This is a genomic window from Actinoplanes sp. NPDC021490, assembly GCF_055562135.1.
This window is the reverse complement of sequence record NZ_JBVHFW010000024.1, coordinates 34,338-51,282: the sequence shown is the minus strand read 5'-3', so window position 1 is coordinate 51,282 and position 16,945 is coordinate 34,338. Positions and strand designations below refer to the sequence as shown.

The 16,945-nt window shown below is 70.5% G+C and carries 13 protein-coding genes, 1 tRNA gene and 2 pseudogenes; 4 read left to right on the top strand and 12 right to left on the bottom strand.

Features of this window, described 5'->3' with window-relative positions; translation table 11 throughout:
• From ACZ3I4_RS43010 to ACZ3I4_RS42970, 9 genes and pseudogenes are all read right to left on the bottom strand, one after another.
• On the bottom strand, nucleotides 1-1,200 hold the full coding sequence (locus tag ACZ3I4_RS43010; protein ID WP_465387918.1) for a restriction endonuclease subunit S: 1,200 nt from the start codon (nucleotides 1,198-1,200) through the stop codon (nucleotides 1-3).
• Nucleotides 1,197-2,714, bottom strand: coding sequence for a type I restriction-modification system subunit M (locus ACZ3I4_RS43005; RefSeq protein ID WP_465387917.1), 1,518 nt, complete (start codon nucleotides 2,712-2,714; stop codon nucleotides 1,197-1,199). The genes ACZ3I4_RS43010 and ACZ3I4_RS43005 overlap by 4 nt, the downstream gene beginning before the upstream one ends.
• A gap of 66 nt (nucleotides 2,715-2,780) precedes the next feature.
• The gene (locus tag ACZ3I4_RS43000; protein WP_465387916.1) at nucleotides 2,781-3,941 is read right to left on the bottom strand and encodes an alpha/beta hydrolase family protein; all 1,161 of its coding nucleotides are present in this window, start codon (nucleotides 3,939-3,941) and stop codon (nucleotides 2,781-2,783) included.
• A 117-nt stretch (nucleotides 3,942-4,058) separates the two neighbouring features.
• Nucleotides 4,059-4,667 (bottom strand): annotated as a pseudogene (locus ACZ3I4_RS42995) (chitinase); the annotation flags it as partial.
• Nucleotides 4,668-4,777: 110 nt separating this feature from the next.
• Nucleotides 4,778-5,293, bottom strand: a pseudogene (locus tag ACZ3I4_RS42990) (lytic polysaccharide monooxygenase auxiliary activity family 9 protein); the annotation flags it as partial.
• Nucleotides 5,294-5,356: 63 nt separating this feature from the next.
• Nucleotides 5,357-6,544 (bottom strand): beta-1,3-glucanase family protein, encoded by a 1,188-nt coding sequence (locus ACZ3I4_RS42985; protein WP_465387915.1) that lies wholly within the window; start codon nucleotides 6,542-6,544, stop codon nucleotides 5,357-5,359.
• A gap of 342 nt (nucleotides 6,545-6,886) precedes the next feature.
• On the bottom strand, nucleotides 6,887-7,843 hold the full coding sequence (locus ACZ3I4_RS42980; RefSeq protein ID WP_465387914.1) for an Acg family FMN-binding oxidoreductase: 957 nt from the start codon (nucleotides 7,841-7,843) through the stop codon (nucleotides 6,887-6,889).
• A gap of 3 nt (nucleotides 7,844-7,846) precedes the next feature.
• Nucleotides 7,847-8,791: an Acg family FMN-binding oxidoreductase gene (locus tag ACZ3I4_RS42975; protein WP_465387913.1), complete on the bottom strand. Its 945-nt coding sequence runs from the start codon at nucleotides 8,789-8,791 to the stop codon at nucleotides 7,847-7,849.
• 53 nt (nucleotides 8,792-8,844) lie between these two features.
• On the bottom strand, nucleotides 8,845-10,443 hold the full coding sequence (locus ACZ3I4_RS42970; RefSeq protein WP_465388045.1) for a GAF domain-containing sensor histidine kinase: 1,599 nt from the start codon (nucleotides 10,441-10,443) through the stop codon (nucleotides 8,845-8,847).
• A gap of 144 nt (nucleotides 10,444-10,587) precedes the next feature.
• On the opposite strand from ACZ3I4_RS42970, the gene ACZ3I4_RS42965 reads away from it, so the two are divergent.
• The 3 genes from ACZ3I4_RS42965 to ACZ3I4_RS42955 all read left to right on the top strand — a co-directional run bounded on the left by ACZ3I4_RS42965 (nucleotide 10,588) and on the right by ACZ3I4_RS42955 (nucleotide 13,705).
• Nucleotides 10,588-11,232, top strand: a complete 645-nt coding sequence (locus tag ACZ3I4_RS42965) for a response regulator (RefSeq protein ID WP_465387912.1) — start codon at nucleotides 10,588-10,590, stop codon at nucleotides 11,230-11,232.
• 398 nt (nucleotides 11,233-11,630) lie between these two features.
• The gene (locus ACZ3I4_RS42960; RefSeq protein WP_465387911.1) at nucleotides 11,631-12,545 is read left to right on the top strand and encodes a sugar phosphate isomerase/epimerase family protein; all 915 of its coding nucleotides are present in this window, start codon (nucleotides 11,631-11,633) and stop codon (nucleotides 12,543-12,545) included.
• Between the two features lie 155 nt (nucleotides 12,546-12,700).
• Nucleotides 12,701-13,705, top strand: coding sequence for a sugar phosphate isomerase/epimerase family protein (locus ACZ3I4_RS42955; protein ID WP_465387910.1), 1,005 nt, complete (start codon nucleotides 12,701-12,703; stop codon nucleotides 13,703-13,705).
• An 87-nt stretch (nucleotides 13,706-13,792) separates the two neighbouring features.
• Here the strand turns inward: ACZ3I4_RS42955 and ACZ3I4_RS42950 are convergent, their stop codons facing one another.
• Nucleotides 13,793-14,095 carry a hypothetical protein gene (locus tag ACZ3I4_RS42950; RefSeq protein WP_465387909.1) on the bottom strand — a complete coding sequence of 101 codons (303 nt, stop codon included), beginning with the start codon at nucleotides 14,093-14,095 and terminating at the stop codon, nucleotides 13,793-13,795.
• 187 nt (nucleotides 14,096-14,282) lie between these two features.
• Between ACZ3I4_RS42950 and ACZ3I4_RS42945 the strand changes: the two genes are divergently transcribed.
• Nucleotides 14,283-14,355, top strand: a tRNA-Asn gene (locus ACZ3I4_RS42945).
• 12 nt (nucleotides 14,356-14,367) lie between these two features.
• On the opposite strand, the gene ACZ3I4_RS42940 is transcribed toward ACZ3I4_RS42945, so the two are convergent.
• Nucleotides 14,368-15,594: an MFS transporter gene (locus tag ACZ3I4_RS42940; RefSeq protein ID WP_465387908.1), complete on the bottom strand. Its 1,227-nt coding sequence runs from the start codon at nucleotides 15,592-15,594 to the stop codon at nucleotides 14,368-14,370.
• Nucleotides 15,595-15,601: 7 nt separating this feature from the next.
• Nucleotides 15,602-16,942, bottom strand: coding sequence for an FAD-dependent oxidoreductase (locus tag ACZ3I4_RS42935; RefSeq protein WP_465387907.1), 1,341 nt, complete (start codon nucleotides 16,940-16,942; stop codon nucleotides 15,602-15,604).
• Between the last annotated feature and the right edge of the window lie 3 nt (nucleotides 16,943-16,945).

Sequence of the window (16,945 nt, the reverse complement as noted above, 5' to 3'; positions counted from 1 at the left end):
TTATAACTCACCCGTGAAAGCCCTGGTTCGCAATGAGGCGAACAGGGCTTCCGATTCTCCCAGCGATTCGAGGTAATGATGCTTGGTCCCCGTGACTGCCGCCAGGCGGGTAGCGAAGTGTTGCTGCAGCGACAGCGGCGGGACGAGCAGCGGGAAATCCCTCAACTGATTCGCGTTGATGGAGGCGATGCCCGTGGTCTGCTTAGCGGCCCGGAGAAAATAGTTCTTTCCCCGCGGCGACGACATCAGCCAATTCAGGAAGACGGGGTCCATGCGCTGTGCGTCAGTGACCCGAACCCGGAAAATATGATTCTGGTGAATGCATTCCGGCAGTTCGTTCCGCCACAGGGTGCCCCGGCCGAGTTTGTCGGGGTCGCCGCCCTCGGTGAGCAGCAGGTCGCCGTCGGCCAGCCGATAGCGATCGATCTCGTCGGCCGACGCGTCGATCGTCCTGATGTTGGCCAGGCTGAGCTTCTTGTCCTGGACATTGGCCACCGTGACGTACGGCACCGGCCGGAGCGGAACCTGGGGGACCTTCCGACCCTTGGTGATCCCGGAGCTGACCAGAGCGACGTCGGCCAGCTTCAACGCATCGTCGAACCCGCCGCTGTTGGTCAGGGTGTTGCCGAACATCTCTTGAAAGATCGCCACCGCGAGCGCCTCGACTTGCACAATCGCCGCTCGGCGCTGGACTCGTAGCGTCTCCGCGGCCGTCAGTGTCCGGACAATCCGCTGCTGCTCCGGAAGCGACGGAACCGGGATGTCCAGATCGGCCAGGAAGGCTTCCGGGACGCGGCGCTGTCCGCCGCTGCCTGTCATGCGTCTCTCACCGACCATGCGGACGGCCGGCCGGCGCAGGAAGGCGAGCAGGTATTGCGGGTCGACCACCCGCCAGTCCGGCCGGACCACGTGGAACTCGGTCGAGCCCGCCCCGTGCGGATGCTGGAGGCGGGCAATGGCGATCTTCCCGTTCTCGAAACATGGCGTGATCTTGGCGACCAGGATGTCGCCGTCCATGAATTGGGTGTATCCCTTGGCGGTCTCGGCGTATGACCGTTCCAAGCCGGCGACCGTGGTGCCGGATTCCGAGTCCACGCCGGACATCGCGACGAACGACACCGGCGTCTCCGGGCCGGGCCGGAGGCGAAGTCTCGGATTGAGCTCGGCGACCTCGTGTAGTTTGCGGGTGGGCAGACTCAATTCAGCATCCCCTTGAGCACCGACAGGTTCTGCTGAATATCGGCCTCGATCCGATCCAGCTCCTCGAGGATTTCCGCCGGCGCCCGGTGCTCCGTCTCTTCCAGAATCACTTCTTTGTACCGGTTGAGGCTGAGGTCGTAACCGCTCGCTTGAATCTCCTCGAGGGCAACGAAGAAGCTCTGCTCCGTACGTTCGCGATCGCGCTCGCCCATATGTCGGCGCGACCACCGTGCGAGGATGTCGGGCAGGTTGTTCTGCGCGTGCTCCCCGGCCGAGATCGGTACGGCCGGGTTCACGCCGAGCTTCTCCGACGGGAGCAGCGGAGCGCGTTTGTCGTCCAGGCTGTAGCCGTCGGCGGTCATCTCGTAGAACCAGACCTGGTCGGTGCCGCCGCTATCCGTCCGGGTGAAGAACAGGATGGCAGTGGAGACGCTGGCGTAGGGCTTGAATACACCGCTCGGCAGCTTGACGACAGCATCGAGCTTGTGGTCGTCAACCAGGACGCGGCGTAGGTCCCGGTGTGCCTTGCTCGAGCCGAACAGGACACCCTCCGGGACGACCACCGCAGCCCGGCCACTTGGCTTGAGCAGTCGCAAAAACAGGGCCAGGAAGAGCAGTTCCGTCTTCTTGGTCTTGACGATCTGCTGCAGGTCCTTGGCTGTGGTCTCGTAGTCCAGACTGCCGGCGAAGGGCGGATTGGCCAGGATCATCGTGTACTGGCCGGCCTCCGCGGCAGCACTTTCCGCCAGGGAATCCCGATAGCGGATGTCCGGCTGCTCGACCTCGTGCAACAGCATGTTCATCGACGCGATGCGCAGCATGGTCCGGTCGAAGTCGAAGCCGTGGAACATGCTGTTGTTGAAGTGCCGCCGCTGCTCGGCGCCCAGCAGTGCGTCACGGTGTTTACGGCTGACGTATTCGGCGCTGGAAACGAGGAAGCCGGCCGTTCCGCATGCGGGGTCGCAAATTTCGTCGCCCGGTTCCGGCGCCATCATCTCGACGATGAGATCGATGACATGGCGCGGCGTCCGGAACTGGCCGTTCTGCCCCGCTGTCGCGATCTTTCCGAGCATGTACTCGTATAGGTCGCCCTTGGTGTCGGCTTCGCTGATCGGCAGGCTCTCGATCATTTCGACGACCTTGGCCAGCAGGTTCGCCGTGGGAATCGTGAAGCGGGCATCCCGCATGTGGTGCGAGTACGTGGAGTCGTCGCCACCGAGGTCCCGCAGCCACGGAAAGACGCCATCGCGAACAGTGACGAACATGTGCTCCGGCGACTCGTTCGTGAACCTCCGCCAGCGCAGCGATTCGGTCCCGTCCGTGTACAAGGGATCCTGGATCGGCTGCCCCGTGCGGTTGGCCTTGTTCTCCTTGCGGGCCTGCAAGTCATCGAGCCGCTTGATGAACATGAGGTAGGTGATCTGCTCGATCACCTCGAGCGGGTTCGAGATGCCGCCGGACCAGAAAGCATCCCAAACCCGGTCGATCTTGTTCTTGAGGTCACCGGTAATCACCGGCGCAGCCTACTCAAGCGAGATCGGCCGATCGCCGGTTCGGGTGACGCGACCGGCCGATTCCGGTCACGGCAGGTATTTCACCTCGGGGAAAGCGCGCGAAGGCCCGTCCAGCAGGCGCTGTTCGCGCCCGCGCAGGTGTTCGTCGAAGAAGGCCAGCGGATAGGCCTGGTCGATGCGTACCGCGCGGTCCGGGTCGAGGGTGCCGATCCACGAGCGCAGGTCTTCGTCGCTCATGCCGACCACCTTCGACAGCTGGGGCATCAGGATCTGCAGGTCGCTGTACGAGGAGTGCACCGCACCTTCCGCCCGCACGTCGAGGCGCCAGCCGTGCAGCTGGGTCCAGAACTGGGCGACGGCCGGGTCGGTGGCCTTGGGGAACTCGGCGGTCATCAGCATGAACGGTCGCTCGAGGCGTCCGCTCATCGCCGGCAGCATCGGGGCGTCGATGGCCAGCCCGGCCCGGACGCGCCGGTCGGTGAGCAGGACCCGGGCCGTCGCTGTGCCGCCCTTCGACCAGCCGAACATGCCGATCCGGTGTGCGTCGATCGCGCCGGTCAGCCCGTCCGGCAGGCGCCGCCGGTCGACGTCGGGATTGCGGCCGGCCGCCAGCTCCTCGATGCGGCCGACCACGAACCGGGCGTCCTGCGCGTAGTCCTCCGGCGTGAACGATCCCTCGGTCGGCGTCACCAACCGCCCGCCGGGCAGCCGGCTGTAGGCGTCGCCCAGGTGGTCGATCGCCACGACCACATATCCGTTGCTGGCCAGCTGCTGGATCATCGTCGAGTTCTCGTTGCGGTGACCGCCCGAGCCGTGCGAGAAGACCACAACCGGCAACCTTCCCCCCGTACGCCGGACCGGCGCCCCCACGTGCCCGAACGTGAGCGGCGTCGCGATCGTGTCGGCGGCGTACCCGGCGTCCACCAGATAGGTGCGCAGCAGGTCGGGGTCCATCCAGGGCGCCCGGGGATGGCGTGCGGCGTCGCGGGCCGGATACCAGACGCCGGCCATCAGTTCCCGGTGCCCGGCCTGCCCGGTGAACGGGTCGGGCCGGGACCGGTCGAGCAGGTGCAGCGCGACCGTGCCGACCTCGTACGGGCCGGTGGGCGCGGGCAATGTGAGCCGAGGCGGCGCGGCGACGGCCGGGACCGTGGCGCCCCCGATCGAGGCGACGGTGAGCGCGCCGGCGAGCGCGCCCGTGAGCAAGGTGCGACGGCTGATTGACATGGATCCTCCCCGTTCTCTCTACTATTCTCTGAGCGTATACACCGAGAGGATAGATGTCGATGGCAAAAAGGGCCGCCCGGCGCGGAAAGCACCGGGCGGCCCGAAGAGCGGGGGAGATCAGCAGGACAGGTTGCCGCCCGGGTCCACCCCGAGGATCTGGGCGAACCGCTGGTAGGCGTCGATCCGGCTCTGCACCTGGGCCGGGTTGCCGCCGTTGCATTCGAGGGCGCCGTTGATGCTGCGGATCGTCTCGCCGAACCCGGCGCCGCCGACCATCGCGGCGTGCGGGGTCATCGAGCCCGGCCCGGTCTGCGTCATCCAGTACCAGAGGCCGGTCTGCCAGGCCACCGACGCGTCGTTCTTGACCAGGTCCGGGTTGTTCAGCAGGTCGATGCCGAGCGCGTCACCGGCCGCCTTGTAGTTGAAGTTCCAGCTCAGCTGGATGGGCCCGCGCCCGTGGTAGGCGTCCTGACCGGCCGGGCACCCGTACGACTGGGAGGCGTCGCAGTAGTGCGGCCAGTTCGCCTGGTTCAGCTCCTCGACGTAGACCAGCCCGCCCGACTCGTGGTTGATGTTGGCCAGGAACGCCGCGGCTTCCCGCTTCTGCACGTCCTCGCCGCCGGCGCCGGTGAAGTCACCGAACTTGTTCATGGCGTCGAGCAGGCCCGCGTACGAGTAGAAGTCGATCCGGTTCGGGAACATCTGCTGGAACTGGGTCTCGGACACGGGCAGGGTGGCCGCCGAGGCGCTGGTGCCGGGCAGCAGGGCGGTCAGTCCCGCCGTCAGGGCCACGGCCACGGCGCCGGCCGCGGCGAGGAAACGACGCTTCATGCTCAGCCTCCGATGTTGACGTCGACGCAGGCGTAGAACGCCATCGCGGTGTCGGACACGTTCCAGCGGGCCAGCACGGTCTGCCGGCCGGTGAAGCCGTGCATGTCCACCGTGTGCGACTTGGTGGCCCCGGGCTGGGCGCCGCCGTCGTCGAACGAGGCGAGCTGGGTGTCGCCGATGAAGTACTCCCAGGTGGCGGTCGAGTGCCGGGCTGTCAGCACCCAGTTGAACGTCACCGAGTTCCCGACCGGGGCGGCCGGCCAGTTCTTGCTGCTGTCGTTGAGCACGGCGAACCGGCCGTTGCCGCCGTTGCAGTCCTTCGAGCCCTTCGTCGATTCGACGCTCTGCGGCTCGTACTGGACGTCGCCGCAGCCGGTGACCGTGCCGGCGGCGCAGTTGGCCTGGCGGCTGGGCGGGGAGGAGATGTAGCCGTGGGCCGAGGCGGGGGAGATGCCGACGGTGAGAGCGGCCACGGTGGCGCCGACGGTCAGCGCCGGCAGGGCGAATGTGCGCTTGTTCATGGAAGAGAACTCCTTCGTTCTGAAGTCGGCGGGGCGTGCCCGGGCACGCCCCGCCGTGGGGGCTCAGTTGAAGGGCGAGAGGGTGATGCCGATGGAGGCCGGGTCGCCGCTGTGCACCAGCGACTCCTGGTTGGCGACGTCGTCGAAGGCGAACGCGTACGCCTTGCCGTCGGCCATGTTCTCGTGGATCAGCTTGCCGTACAGGTTGGCCGGGGTGTTGCGGTAGAACGTGGCCGCATCCGTGCTGGGCTCGACCGGCTGCGACCCGAGGGTGCCGCGGAACAGCGCCGCGCACAGGCTGCGCGCGATCGGCCCGACGACCAGGTCGTTGGGGGCGCCCAGGTTGCCGTCGCAGCCCCACACGTTCGACGAGGTCGGCTTGGTGAAGCTGGCCACCTGTGCGCCGGTGGGGTCGGTGAAGTTCATGACGTCACCGCTGGTCCGGCCGGTGAAGACCTTGTCGGGCTGCTCGGCGAACGGCTTGACGGTGAGGTCGCTGTTCGCGTACGCGGCCCAGGCCTGATCGATGTAGCGGCCCAGGTAGTCGGGGTCGAAGCCGCCGGCGTCGGCGCCCTTGCCGGGGGCCAGTACCCGCAGCACGGTCCCGTCGGCGCGGGTCTGGATCAGCTTGGCGAACTCGGGGTCGGCCTTGAGCCCGTTGATCACGGCGTTGTGGCCGCCCCGCTTGAGTTCACCGGTCTGGGCGGTCCGCCCGTCCGAGCCGGTCACGCTGACCTTGTGCGGCACGGCGAACATGTCCACCTGCGAGCTGTTCAGCCAGACGCCGGAGTCGTTGTAGGTGAACTCGCTCCAGTCGAACAGCACGTCGCGGCTCGGGTCGCCACCGGCCCACGGAGCGGGCTGCACCAGGCCGCCGTCCTGCGAGATCCGGAAGTCCAGCTTGTCGCCGAACGCCATGTACATGCGCCCGGACAGCCCCTTGGGGACCTGGATGGTCTTGCTGGCCCCGTTGGCCGGCCCGGCGATCGACACGTCCGGCGCGGGCACCGGCGGGCTGCCGCCGGCCGGCCACGCGGTGAACGTGCCGCCCTCGTTGACATAGCCGAGCTTGCCGCCCGACTCGCCGAGCACGTAGAGGTTCACGGCCTCCCCGCGGCCGGAGTCGTTTGTGACGGTCAGGGGAAGCAGGTCGGGCCCGGCCGCGCTGGCGGACGGGACGACCGCGGCGACCCCGGCGACGGCGACGGCCGCCATGCCGAGTCCGAGCAGCGATTTCCGGTTGAGACGCATAGGCACTCCACGGTCCGGCCCCCGGATGGCACAGGCCCGGCACTGCCGGAAGGGATCCCGTACCGGCCGGAACGCTTCGGGGGCGGACACAGAAGGGGGGTGCGTCCCGGCCGTAACGCTCTGTGCATGTAGAGCGCTCTCGAAACACCATTCCCCGGCTCCTGAGCGGTGTCAATCGACACCCGTCGAGCCATAGCACACCGGCCCGCTCCCGCAAATCGACCCTGTTTTACCTGGTCGACGTCGTGCGTTGAACTTTCGGGAAAGAATATTGACGAAAGGGCAACGGCCCCGCGAATCCGCCGTACTCGGACATCAAACTGTCCGTGACCGAGCCGCGGCTCAGGTGGTCAGGAACTCGGTCACGTCGCGGCGCGGGGCGGCCGGGCCGGGATGGCCGTAGCCGATGCGCAGGGCCAGCTGGGGATAGCCGGTGCGGCCCAGGGCTCGGCCCAGTTGTTCGCGGGCGGCGGGGACCTCGATGGGCTGGCTGATCAGCGAGGCGGCCAGGCCGGCGTCCGTGAGGGTCAGCAGGACCCGTTGCAGGGCCTGACCGGCCTGCAGCTGGTCGGCCGGGCGGTCGCCCGCCGAGCCCAGCACCGCGACCAGCGGCTCGGGCTCGTAGTCGCGGCCGGGGGCCCGGCGGCGGTCGGCGAACACCCGCTGGGGCAGCAGGTCCTGGGGCTCGGGGACGGGGGCGCCGGCCGCGACCGGCACGCCGTCGGGGGCGGCGTCGGCGTGGGTCCAGCCCGCCATCTCGGACTGGTAGCGGGTGTCGCGGCGCAGGACCCGGTCGGCGCTGCGGGCGATCTCGGCGAATCCGGCCAGCGGGACCATGCCGACGAGCAGGTCGAGCCAGGCGTTCTCGGCGCGGGCGGCGTCGAGGATGCGGCGGCGGGCGTCGGCCGGCACCGGGTCGGGCCAGAACGGGGCGCGGTGGCTGTGGCGGCGCGGGACGGCGTCGTACAGGGCCTGTTCGGCATAGGTGGGCGGGCGGGAGCGGGCCGGGGTCAGACGGGCCATCAGGTCGGGGTCGGCCCGGTCGGGGCGCAGCGTCACCGTGGCCGGGGCGCCCGAGACGGCCAGGGCCAGGCGGGCGTTGAAGGTCGCGGCGCCCAGCGCGAGCCGCACCGCCCACCCCGATCGGTCGGCCACGGCAAGCCGGCGGGCCGGGTCGGCGAGGATCTCGACGGCGCCGGCGCGCAGCCGGAACTGCCACGGCTGGGAGTTGTGGAGCGAAGGTGCGCGGATGCCCGCGGCCGCCGCGCGCAGCAGGTCCTGCTGGCCATAGCCGGTCATGACTCAACCAGTGACGATCACGTCGGCGGCGTGGCGGCGCGGACGCGGCGGGAGCGGCTCGGCCGAGGCGGTGTAGCCGAGGCGCACCACCACGTACGGCTCGCCCAGGCCGGCCAGCAGCCCGCGCACCAGCAGCCGCGGCCATTCGACCTCGACGGCGTCGCTGAGCGGGGCGGTGGCCAGGCCGTCGGCGGTCGCGGCCAGCAGCAGGGCCGACAGCGCCTCACCGCCGCGCAGCAGGTCGGGCCGGGCGTCGCCGCGGCCGAAGAGGATCACGTAGGCGGCGCCCTGGTCGTGCTCGGCGCCGACGGCGAGCCCGGGGGTGTCGTCCGGCGCGAAGTCCCGTACGGGAACCCTCCGCAGACCGGGCTCCACGGCGGTGTCGGCCGGTACGCCGTCCCCCGCGCCGGCCGGACGGTGGGTCCACTCGCGCAGCTCCTGGCGGTAGTCCGGGTCGCCGAGCTCGGCGTCGCCGGCCAGCTCGGCCGAGATCGCCAGCGCGGTGATCTGGTCGGACGGCACCACGTGCAGGTACGCGCCGTTCGCCTCGACGACCCGACGCAGCCCGGTCAGCTCGGCGTCGGAGACCGCGCGCGGACCGAAGGCCCGGCGGTCGGTGCGGCGCTGCGGGATCGCGGCCGCGAGGCGCCGGTCGGCGTCCGTGGGCGGCGCCGGCGAACCCAGCTTGAGCCGGGCCACCGGACCCGAATCGGGGCGCTCGACCGAGCAGGACCAGCCGGCCGCGGCCAGCGCGGTCCGGGCGTGGTGCAGGGCGGCGCCGAGGCTCAGGATCAGCAGCCGGCCGTCGCGGTCGGTGGTCTCGAGCCGGCGGGACTCGTCGGCGTACAGCTCCATCGTGTCGCCGTCGATCCGCCAGCGCCACGGCTGGGTGTTGAAGACGGACGGGGCGTGCAACGCGGCCTGGGCGGCCAGTTCGAGCGGTGTCATGGGTTCAGCGTGCCGCCGGCGGCCCCGGCCCGATCAGGGCCGAAAGTCCCGACTCAGGGGGAGATCGGCACCCGCCAGGTGAGGACCGTCCCGCCTTCCGGGCCCGGGCCGGCCTCGAACGAGCCGCCCAGGTCGTGGGCCCGCTCGGACATGTTGACCAGGCCTCCGCGGGCGGCCTCGGGCGCGAATCCGACCCCGTCGTCGGTGACTTGCAGGATCACCTCACCGTCGGCGGCCCGGACCGACACCCGTACGCTCGTCGCCCGCGCGTGCCGGGCCACGTTCGACAGGGCCTCCCGCAGGACGGCCAGCAGCTCGGGCACGATGTCGTCGGGGATCGCGCTGTCCACCGGGCCGCTCGTGTCGAGCGTGGGCCGGAACCCGAGCGCCGCCGCCTCGACCGTCTCGCGCAGGGATGCCCGCAGCGACGGGCCGACCGGCGCGCGCAGTTCGAAGATGGAGCGCCGGATGTCGTGGATCGTCTCGTCCAGGTCGTCGACGGTGGCGTTGATGCGCTTGGTCGTCTCGGCCCGCGACGACTGCAGGGCCGCCCCCTGCAACTGCATGCCCGTGGCGAACAGCCGCTGGATGACGACGTCGTGCAGGTCGCGGGCGATCCGCTCGCGGTCGGCCAGCACGGCCAGCAGTTCGCGTTCCTCCTGGGCGCGGGCCCGCTCGAGGGCCAGCGCGGCCTGACCGGCGAACGTCGACAGCAGCACCGCGTCCTCGTCGGTGAGCGGCTGGCCCGGCGGCTGGCTGACGATCAGCAGGCCGTGCGGGGCGTCGGCGCCGGCCAGCGGGGCGACCACGGCCGGTCCGGCGGGCACCGGGCCGGGCCAGTCGGCGGCGGCGCGCAGGTCGTCGACGACCTGGTAGCGGTCCGGCCCGAACTCGTCGGCGGCGATCCGGCCCCCGGTCAGCCGCGCGCAGGCCGGGTCGGCGCCGTCGGCCACCTCGATCGTGTACGAGGAGTCGTCGAACAGCAGCACCAGCACCAGCCCGGCCCCGGACACCTCGCGGGCCCGCCGGGCGATCAGCTGCAGCGCCTCGGTGCGGCGCACGGTGCCCAGCAGCACCCCGGTGATCTCGGCGGTGGCCGCCAGCCAGCGTTCGCGCCGCTGCGCCAAGGTGAACAGCCGGGCGTTGTCGATCGCCACGCCCGCGGCGGCGGCCAGGGCCACCACGATCTCCTCGTCGTCCTCGCTGAACTCGGCCGCGCCCTGCTTCTCGGCCAGATAGAGGTTGCCGAAGACCTGGTCGCGGATCCGGACGGGCACGCCCAGGAAGCTGTGCATCGGGGGATGGTGCGGCGGGAACCCGTACGAGTGCGGGTGGTCGGTGATGTCGGGCAGCCGGACCGGGTGCGGGTCGGTGATGAGCAGCCCGAGCACGCCGCGGCCGTGCGGCAGGTCGCCGATCCGGGCATGCGTCGCCGGGTCGATGCCGTACGTGATGAAGTCCGACAGCTGGGTGCGGTCGGTGCCGATCACCCCGAGCGCGCCGTAGCGGGCGCCGGCCAGCGCGCACGCGGACTCGACGATGCGTTGCAGGGTGCTGCGCAGGTCGAGGTCGGTGCCGATGCCGACGACCGCGTCGAGCAGGGCGCGCAACCGCTCACGGCTGGTCATCACCTCGCCGACCCGGTCGAGCATCTCCTGCAGGAGCTCGTCGAGACGCACCCGGGAGAGCGGTCCCAGGCCGAGTTCGGGCTTCCTCTGCTCCGCCACGCCCCCAGATTACGGTGACGGGACTTTAGACCCTTGGACCAGGCCGTTCGTACGCGATAGGAAGGACCGATGATCCGAGTCTTCCTCCTCGACGACCACGAGGTGGTCCGCCGTGGCCTCATCGACCTGCTGCAGTCCGGCGGTGACATCGAGGTCGTCGGCGAGTCCGGCTCCGCTCAGGAGGCGGCCCGGCGCATCCCCGCCCTGCGGCCCGACGTGGCGATCCTGGACGCCCGGCTGCCCGACGGCAACGGCATCGACGTGTGCCGCGACGTGCGGGCGGTCGACTCGTCGATCCGGGGGCTGATCCTCACCTCGTACGAGGACGACGAGGCGCTGTTCGCCGCGATCATGGCCGGCGCGTCGGGCTACGTGCTCAAGCAGATCCGCGGCACCGACCTGGTCGACGCGGTGCGCCGGGTCGCGCAGGGCCAGTCGCTGCTCGACCCGGCGGTGACCCAGCGGGTGCTCGAGCGCATCCGCAACGGGGTGGAACAGCCGCGTGAGCTGGCCGCGCTGACCGACCAGGAGCGCCGGATCCTCGAGTACGTGGCCGAGGGGCTGACCAACCGCGAGATCGCCTCGCGCATGTTCCTGGCCGAGAAGACGGTGAAGAACTACGTCTCCAGCATGCTGGCCAAGCTGGGCCTGGAACGGCGCACCCAGGCCGCCGTTCTGGCCACCCGTCTGCTCGGGGAACATCCGCACGGATGAAGATCCAGTGCGCTCGCACGAGAGATCGTCTCGTGCGCGCCCGAATTTCCAGATAGTGCACAGAGATTGAGCCGGATGGAACCCTCACGGCTGCTGCCTTGACGGTCCTACTGGCTGGTCACCATGCCCGTATCGATCGATAAGGGCCGATCGAATCGGGCTCCGTCGATCATGTTCCTCCCGGTCATCGCGTCGCACGGCGCGTACGCCACTGATCCCCGGGACGCATGACTCTCGTATCCGAGGGCAGGTGAACCCTCGGAGGGAGGCGACATGGCAACGCGCAAGCCCGCCACGCGCGCGTCGAGCCCAGGCCGCTTCATGGTCCATACTGGATCAGTAAGCACGTGCGAATGCACGTGCAGATGCGCCGGCTCTCTTGCTCGGGGAGGACAACGATGCGGCTGAGACACCCCTCCGGCCGGATCGTGCACCTCTCCTGTGAGCTAGCCGCGCCTCCGACGGAGACGCCGGTCAATCTACCGGTGATCGTCTCGCAGCTCGACATTTACGGCGCTGTCCGCGCCCGGCTCGGCGCCGACGCTCTTGGCGTGAGCCTCTGGCTTCCCCCCTCACTCGCCGCCGCCCTCGCCGTGGAGAGCCGCGCCCGCACCCGGCTTCGTGCCGAACTCGACGCCCGCAGGCTCGAGGTCGTCACGTTGAGCGGCGCGCCCTTCGACGAGGGCGGCGGCGAGACCCCCTTCTGGACCGAGCCGGCCCGGCGCGAATACACCCTCGACCTGGCCCGCATCCTGCTCGACCTGCTCGACGCCGACGCCGTTCGGGGCACGGTCAGCACCGTGGGCCTCGGCCGGCGCGAGGGCTGGGCCGAGGCGGAGGAAAAGGCCGCCCTGGGCATCCTGCGGCGCCTGTCCCACGGGCTGGCCGATCTCGCCTGGCAGAACGGCCGGGCCGTACGGGTCGGCTTCCAGCCTGCCCCCGAGCTCGTGCTCGACAGCCCCGAGCAGACCGTGGCCGCGCTCAGCCGCATCGACAAGGACCGGCTGGGCGTCTGCCTCGACCTCGGTCACGTCGCCCGCACCTGGCCCGACCCGGCCGCCGGCATCGAGACGGTCACCGACGCCGGCCTGGCCATCGTCGAGGTGCGCCTGACCGCCGTCGCCGGTTCGACGACCGGGGCCTGGCGCGACGGGCTGCAGCAGCTGTTCGGCCGGCCGGGCCCGCTCACCGAGAACCTGACGCTGGTGACCCGCGGCCCGGTCGAGCAGATCGCCGGCGACGTGGCCTACCTGCTGGCCGAGCTGGCCGCCCTCGGCCTCGCGCCGGAAAATGAGCCCTGCCCCGCGCGCTGAAATCCGTCTAGAGTCGGTCGTGGCACTGCCGTGACGGGCGGACCGGATGTGGGAGGCGCAAACCCACCCCGGTCGTGACGCCCGCGCCCGGTCGTGTCGCAGGGCGGCTTTCCCTCGCCGCCCGCCCAGTGCTGTTCCGTTCCGAGGGAGAAATCATGGCGCGACCCATCACGCTCTTCACCGGCCAGTGGGCCGACCTACCCTTCGAAGAGGTCTGCCGGCTCACGTCCGAGTGGGGCTACGACGGACTCGAGATCGCCTGCTGGGGTGATCACTTCGAGGTCGACCGGGCGCTTGCCGAGCCCGACTACATCGACCGCAAGCGCGAGCAACTCGCCAAGTACAACCTGAAGGTCTACGCGATCAGCAACCACCTGGTCGGCCAGGCCGTGTGCGATCTGATCGACGAGCGGCACAAGGACATCCTGCCCGCCGACATCTGGGGCGACGGCGAGCCCGAGGGCGTACGTCAGCGGGCCGCCGAACGGATGAAGGACACCGCCCGGGCGGCCGCCCGCCTCGGGGTCAAGACGGTCATCGGCTTCACCGGATCGTCGATCTGGCACACGGTGGCGATGTTCCCGCCGACGCCCGCCTCGATGATCGACCGCGGCTACCAGGACTTCGCCGACCGCTGGAACCCCATCCTCGACGTCTACGACGAGGTCGGCGTGCGTTTCGCCCACGAGGTCCACCCCAGCGAGATCGCGTACGACTACTGGACTACCCGCCGCGCGCTGGAGGCCATCGGCAACCGGCCCGCGTTCGGGCTGAACTGGGACCCGTCACACTTCGTCTGGCAGGACCTCGACCCGGTCAACTTCATCCTCGAGTTCAAGGACCGGATCTACCACGTCGACTGCAAGGACGCCAAGGTCCGCACGGGCGACGGGCGCCGCGGACGGCTCAGCTCGCACCTGCCCTGGGCCGACCTGCGCCGCGGCTGGGACTTCGTCTCGACCGGCCACGGCGACGTGCCGTGGGAGGACTGCTTCCGGGCGCTCAACGCGATCGGCTACGACGGCCCGATCTCGATCGAATGGGAGGACGCCGGCATGGACCGCCTGGTCGGCGCGCCCGAGGCCCTGCAGTTCGTCCGCCGCCTGGCCTTCGACGCTCCCTCGTCGGCGTTCGACGCGGCCTTCTCGTCCTCGTCCTGAGCCCTCGTCCCCGGCCCGGACACAAGGCTGGGCCGCCCTCGACGTTGAGGGCGGCCCAGAGCCTTGTTTATGCGGTTGTGCGGCCGTCTAGTACGTCGTGCCGGTGGACGACGGCGTGCTGTTCGACGTGGCCAGCGGCTCCGTGGTGCTGGAGTCGTCCGACGTCACGTTCAGCTTCTCGCCCAGCTTCGACGACTGGAGCTTGTCCTTGCTCTCCGAGTAGAGCTTGTTGGCCTGCGCCTGGGCGACACCGGCGGCCTCCTGGACCGACGGGTGCTCCCACACCTTCTTGGCGTTCGACCGGATCTCCTCGTACTTCTCCCGGCCGGCACGGCTGCCCAGGACGAAGCCCGCCGCGAGACCGGTGATGAACATCAGCTTTCCGCGCATGATGGCGGCTCCTTCCGTTCGATGACGCGCGTGCGTCGCTTCAACGTCCATACCCATGCTGCCGGTTCCGTATGCCTGCGTTCCGGCTTTCCCTCCCACGACGGCGAGCCGGGGAACCCCTTCGCGTCGCGGCCCCACCGTCATGTACTCTGTTCTCCGGCACCAGGGAGACCTGATGTCAGAGCAATCCCCTGTAGCTCAATTGGCAGAGCAGCCGGCTGTTAACCGGCAGGTTATTGGTTCGAGTCCAATCGGGGGAGCACTTCCGCAGGTCAGGGCCCACTTCGGTGGGCCCTTCGCCATATCGTCCTCCTATAACCCGTGGCCTGGGCGATTCCGACCGGGCGCGTGGCGGTGAGGGCGGCGGCCGCGAGGAGGCAGGCGGCGGCGGTTGCGAGGAACACGCCGGCGTAGCTGTTGGTGGTGGTGTGCAGGAACGCGGCGCCGAGTGGGGCGGTGGCCTTGGCGATGGTCATGGGGACGACGAGCAGGCCGGCGATGGTGGCGTAGCGGCGGGTGTCGTAGCGCTCGGCCAGCAGCACCGGTTTGGCGATGCTGCCGACGCCGAAGCCGAGCCCGAAACCGACGACGGCCGCCACGGCGGGGATCGCGTCGCGGCCGGTCACGGCCAGGGCGGCGGCCGCCACTGCTTGCAGGGCGAAGATGGCGGACACCACGGTGACAGTGCCGAAACGGCGCTGGAGGCCGGTGGTGACCAGGCGGCCGGTGACCGACAGGACGCCGAACAGGCCGGCGGTCGTCGCGGCGAAGGCGGGGGAGTGGCCCCAGGTGAGGAGCGCGGCGACCAGGTGAACCCCGGCGGCGGCTACGGCGGCGGTGTGGGCGGTGAAGCCGAGGGCCAGCAGCCAGAACCCGCGGTCGGTGAGGACGGCCTGGAGACGTACGGGCGCTGATCGGGCTTTTTCGGTGGATCGCGGAGCCGGACGCAGAACGGTGGCGTGCAGCGGAATGGTCAGCAGCCCGTGGACGACGGCCAGGATGAGCAGGGTGTTCCGCCAGCCGTGGTGTTCGACGAGCCAGCCGGTCAGCGGCATGAAGACGGTGCTGGCGAAACCGGCGACCACAGTCAGAGCGAGCAGGGCGGACGAGCGTCGTTGCGCGGTGTGCCAGGCGATGACGACGGCGAAGGCGGCCTCGTACAGGCAGGCGGCCGAGGCGATGCCGATCCCCGCCTGCACCGCGTACAGCTGGCCCAGGCTGGTCACCTGCGACCAGGCCAGAAGCAGAGCGGTGCCGGCGACGGATCCGGCGGTCATCAGCGCCCGGCCGCCGTGCCGGTCGAGCCACCGGCCGACGGGCACGGCGAGGGCGGCCGAGGCGAGCACGGAGACGGTGAAGCTGCCGGTCACCGCGGTGGTGGAGGCGTTCAGATCGGCGGCCAGCGGGACGAGGAGGACGGCGAAGGCGTAGTACAGGATGCCGTAGCCGACGGTCTGGGTGATCGCCAGCGCCGCGACGATCGTCCGGCCGGTCGACACGGCGCGGTCAGCCGCAGCAGCCGCCGCCCTTCTCGCCGGTCCCGGAGGGCACGGTGAGCAGCGCGGTCGCGGGTGTGCCGCAGCAACCGCCGCCCGCGGCGTTGATGCTGTCGGCCTCCAAGGGCACGTTGCTGCTGCACACGCCGGTCTGGGGCAGGTCGAGCCGCACGTCGCGGGCGGCCGCCCAGTCCCCGGCGAGGGCGGCGGCGACCGAGCGGGCCTGCTCGTAGCCGGTGGCCATCAGGAAGGTCGGGGCCCGCCCGTACGACTTGGAACCGATGGCGTAGAAGCCGGGCTCGGGATGGGTGAGCTCGTCGACGCCGTGCGGCGGAACCGTGCCGCAGGAATGCTCGTTGGGGTCGATCAGCGGGGCGAGGGCGCGGGTCGAGCCCATGATCGGGTCGAGGTCGAGGCGCAGCTCGGAAACGATGGTGTGGTCGGGGCGGAAACCGGTGGCCGAGACGATCCGGTCGGCGGTCACGGTGCGGGCGCCGTCGGAGATCTCGACGCCGTCCGGGCCCGGCGTGATGCTCTGCACCCCGAAGCCGGTGAGCACGGTGATGTCGCCGGCTTCGACATGCTCGCGCAGCCGGGTGCCGAGGGCGCCGCGGGCGGGCAGGGCGTCGGCCGACTCGCCGCCGTACGTGCGTGCGGGTGAAGCGGCCCGGATCGCCCAGGTGACCGTGGTGCCGGGCAACTGGGCCAGCAACAGCAGAGTGTTGGCGGCGGAGTGGCCGGCGCCGACCACGAGGACACGGCGTCCGGCGAACCGGTCCCGGTCGCGGCCGAGCACGTCCGGCAAGGCGTTTTCCACGTACGCCCGGGCGGCGAGCTCACCGTGCGCGGGGATGCCCGAGGCGCCGAGCACGTTCGGCGAGTCCCAGGTGCCGGAGGCGTCGATCACCGTACGGGCCAGGATGTCGTCGCCGTTGGCCAGGCGGACCAGGTAGGGAGTGCCGGCCCGGTTCGCGCTGCGGAGGCGGTCGAGGCCGAGCCGGGTGACCGCGGTGACCCGGGCGTCGTAGCGCAGGTGCGGCCCGAGGGCGGGCAGATCGGCCAGCGGCCGCAGGTAGTCGTTCGCGAGCTGGGTGCCGGTGGGCAGCTTGTCGTCGTCGGGGCGTACCCAGCCGGCCTCGGTGAGCAGGCGGGCCGCGGCGGCGTCGATGTTGTACCGCCAGGGCGAGAACAAACGCACATGCCCCCACTGGTGAACGGCCGCGGCGGGTCCGTCACCCGCTTCCAGCACGGTGAAGGCCAGGTCGCGCTCGGCCAGGTGCGCGGCCGCGGCGAGTCCGACGGGCCCGGCGCCGATGACGACGACGGGTAGGTGGTCGAGCTGGGTGCTCACGTG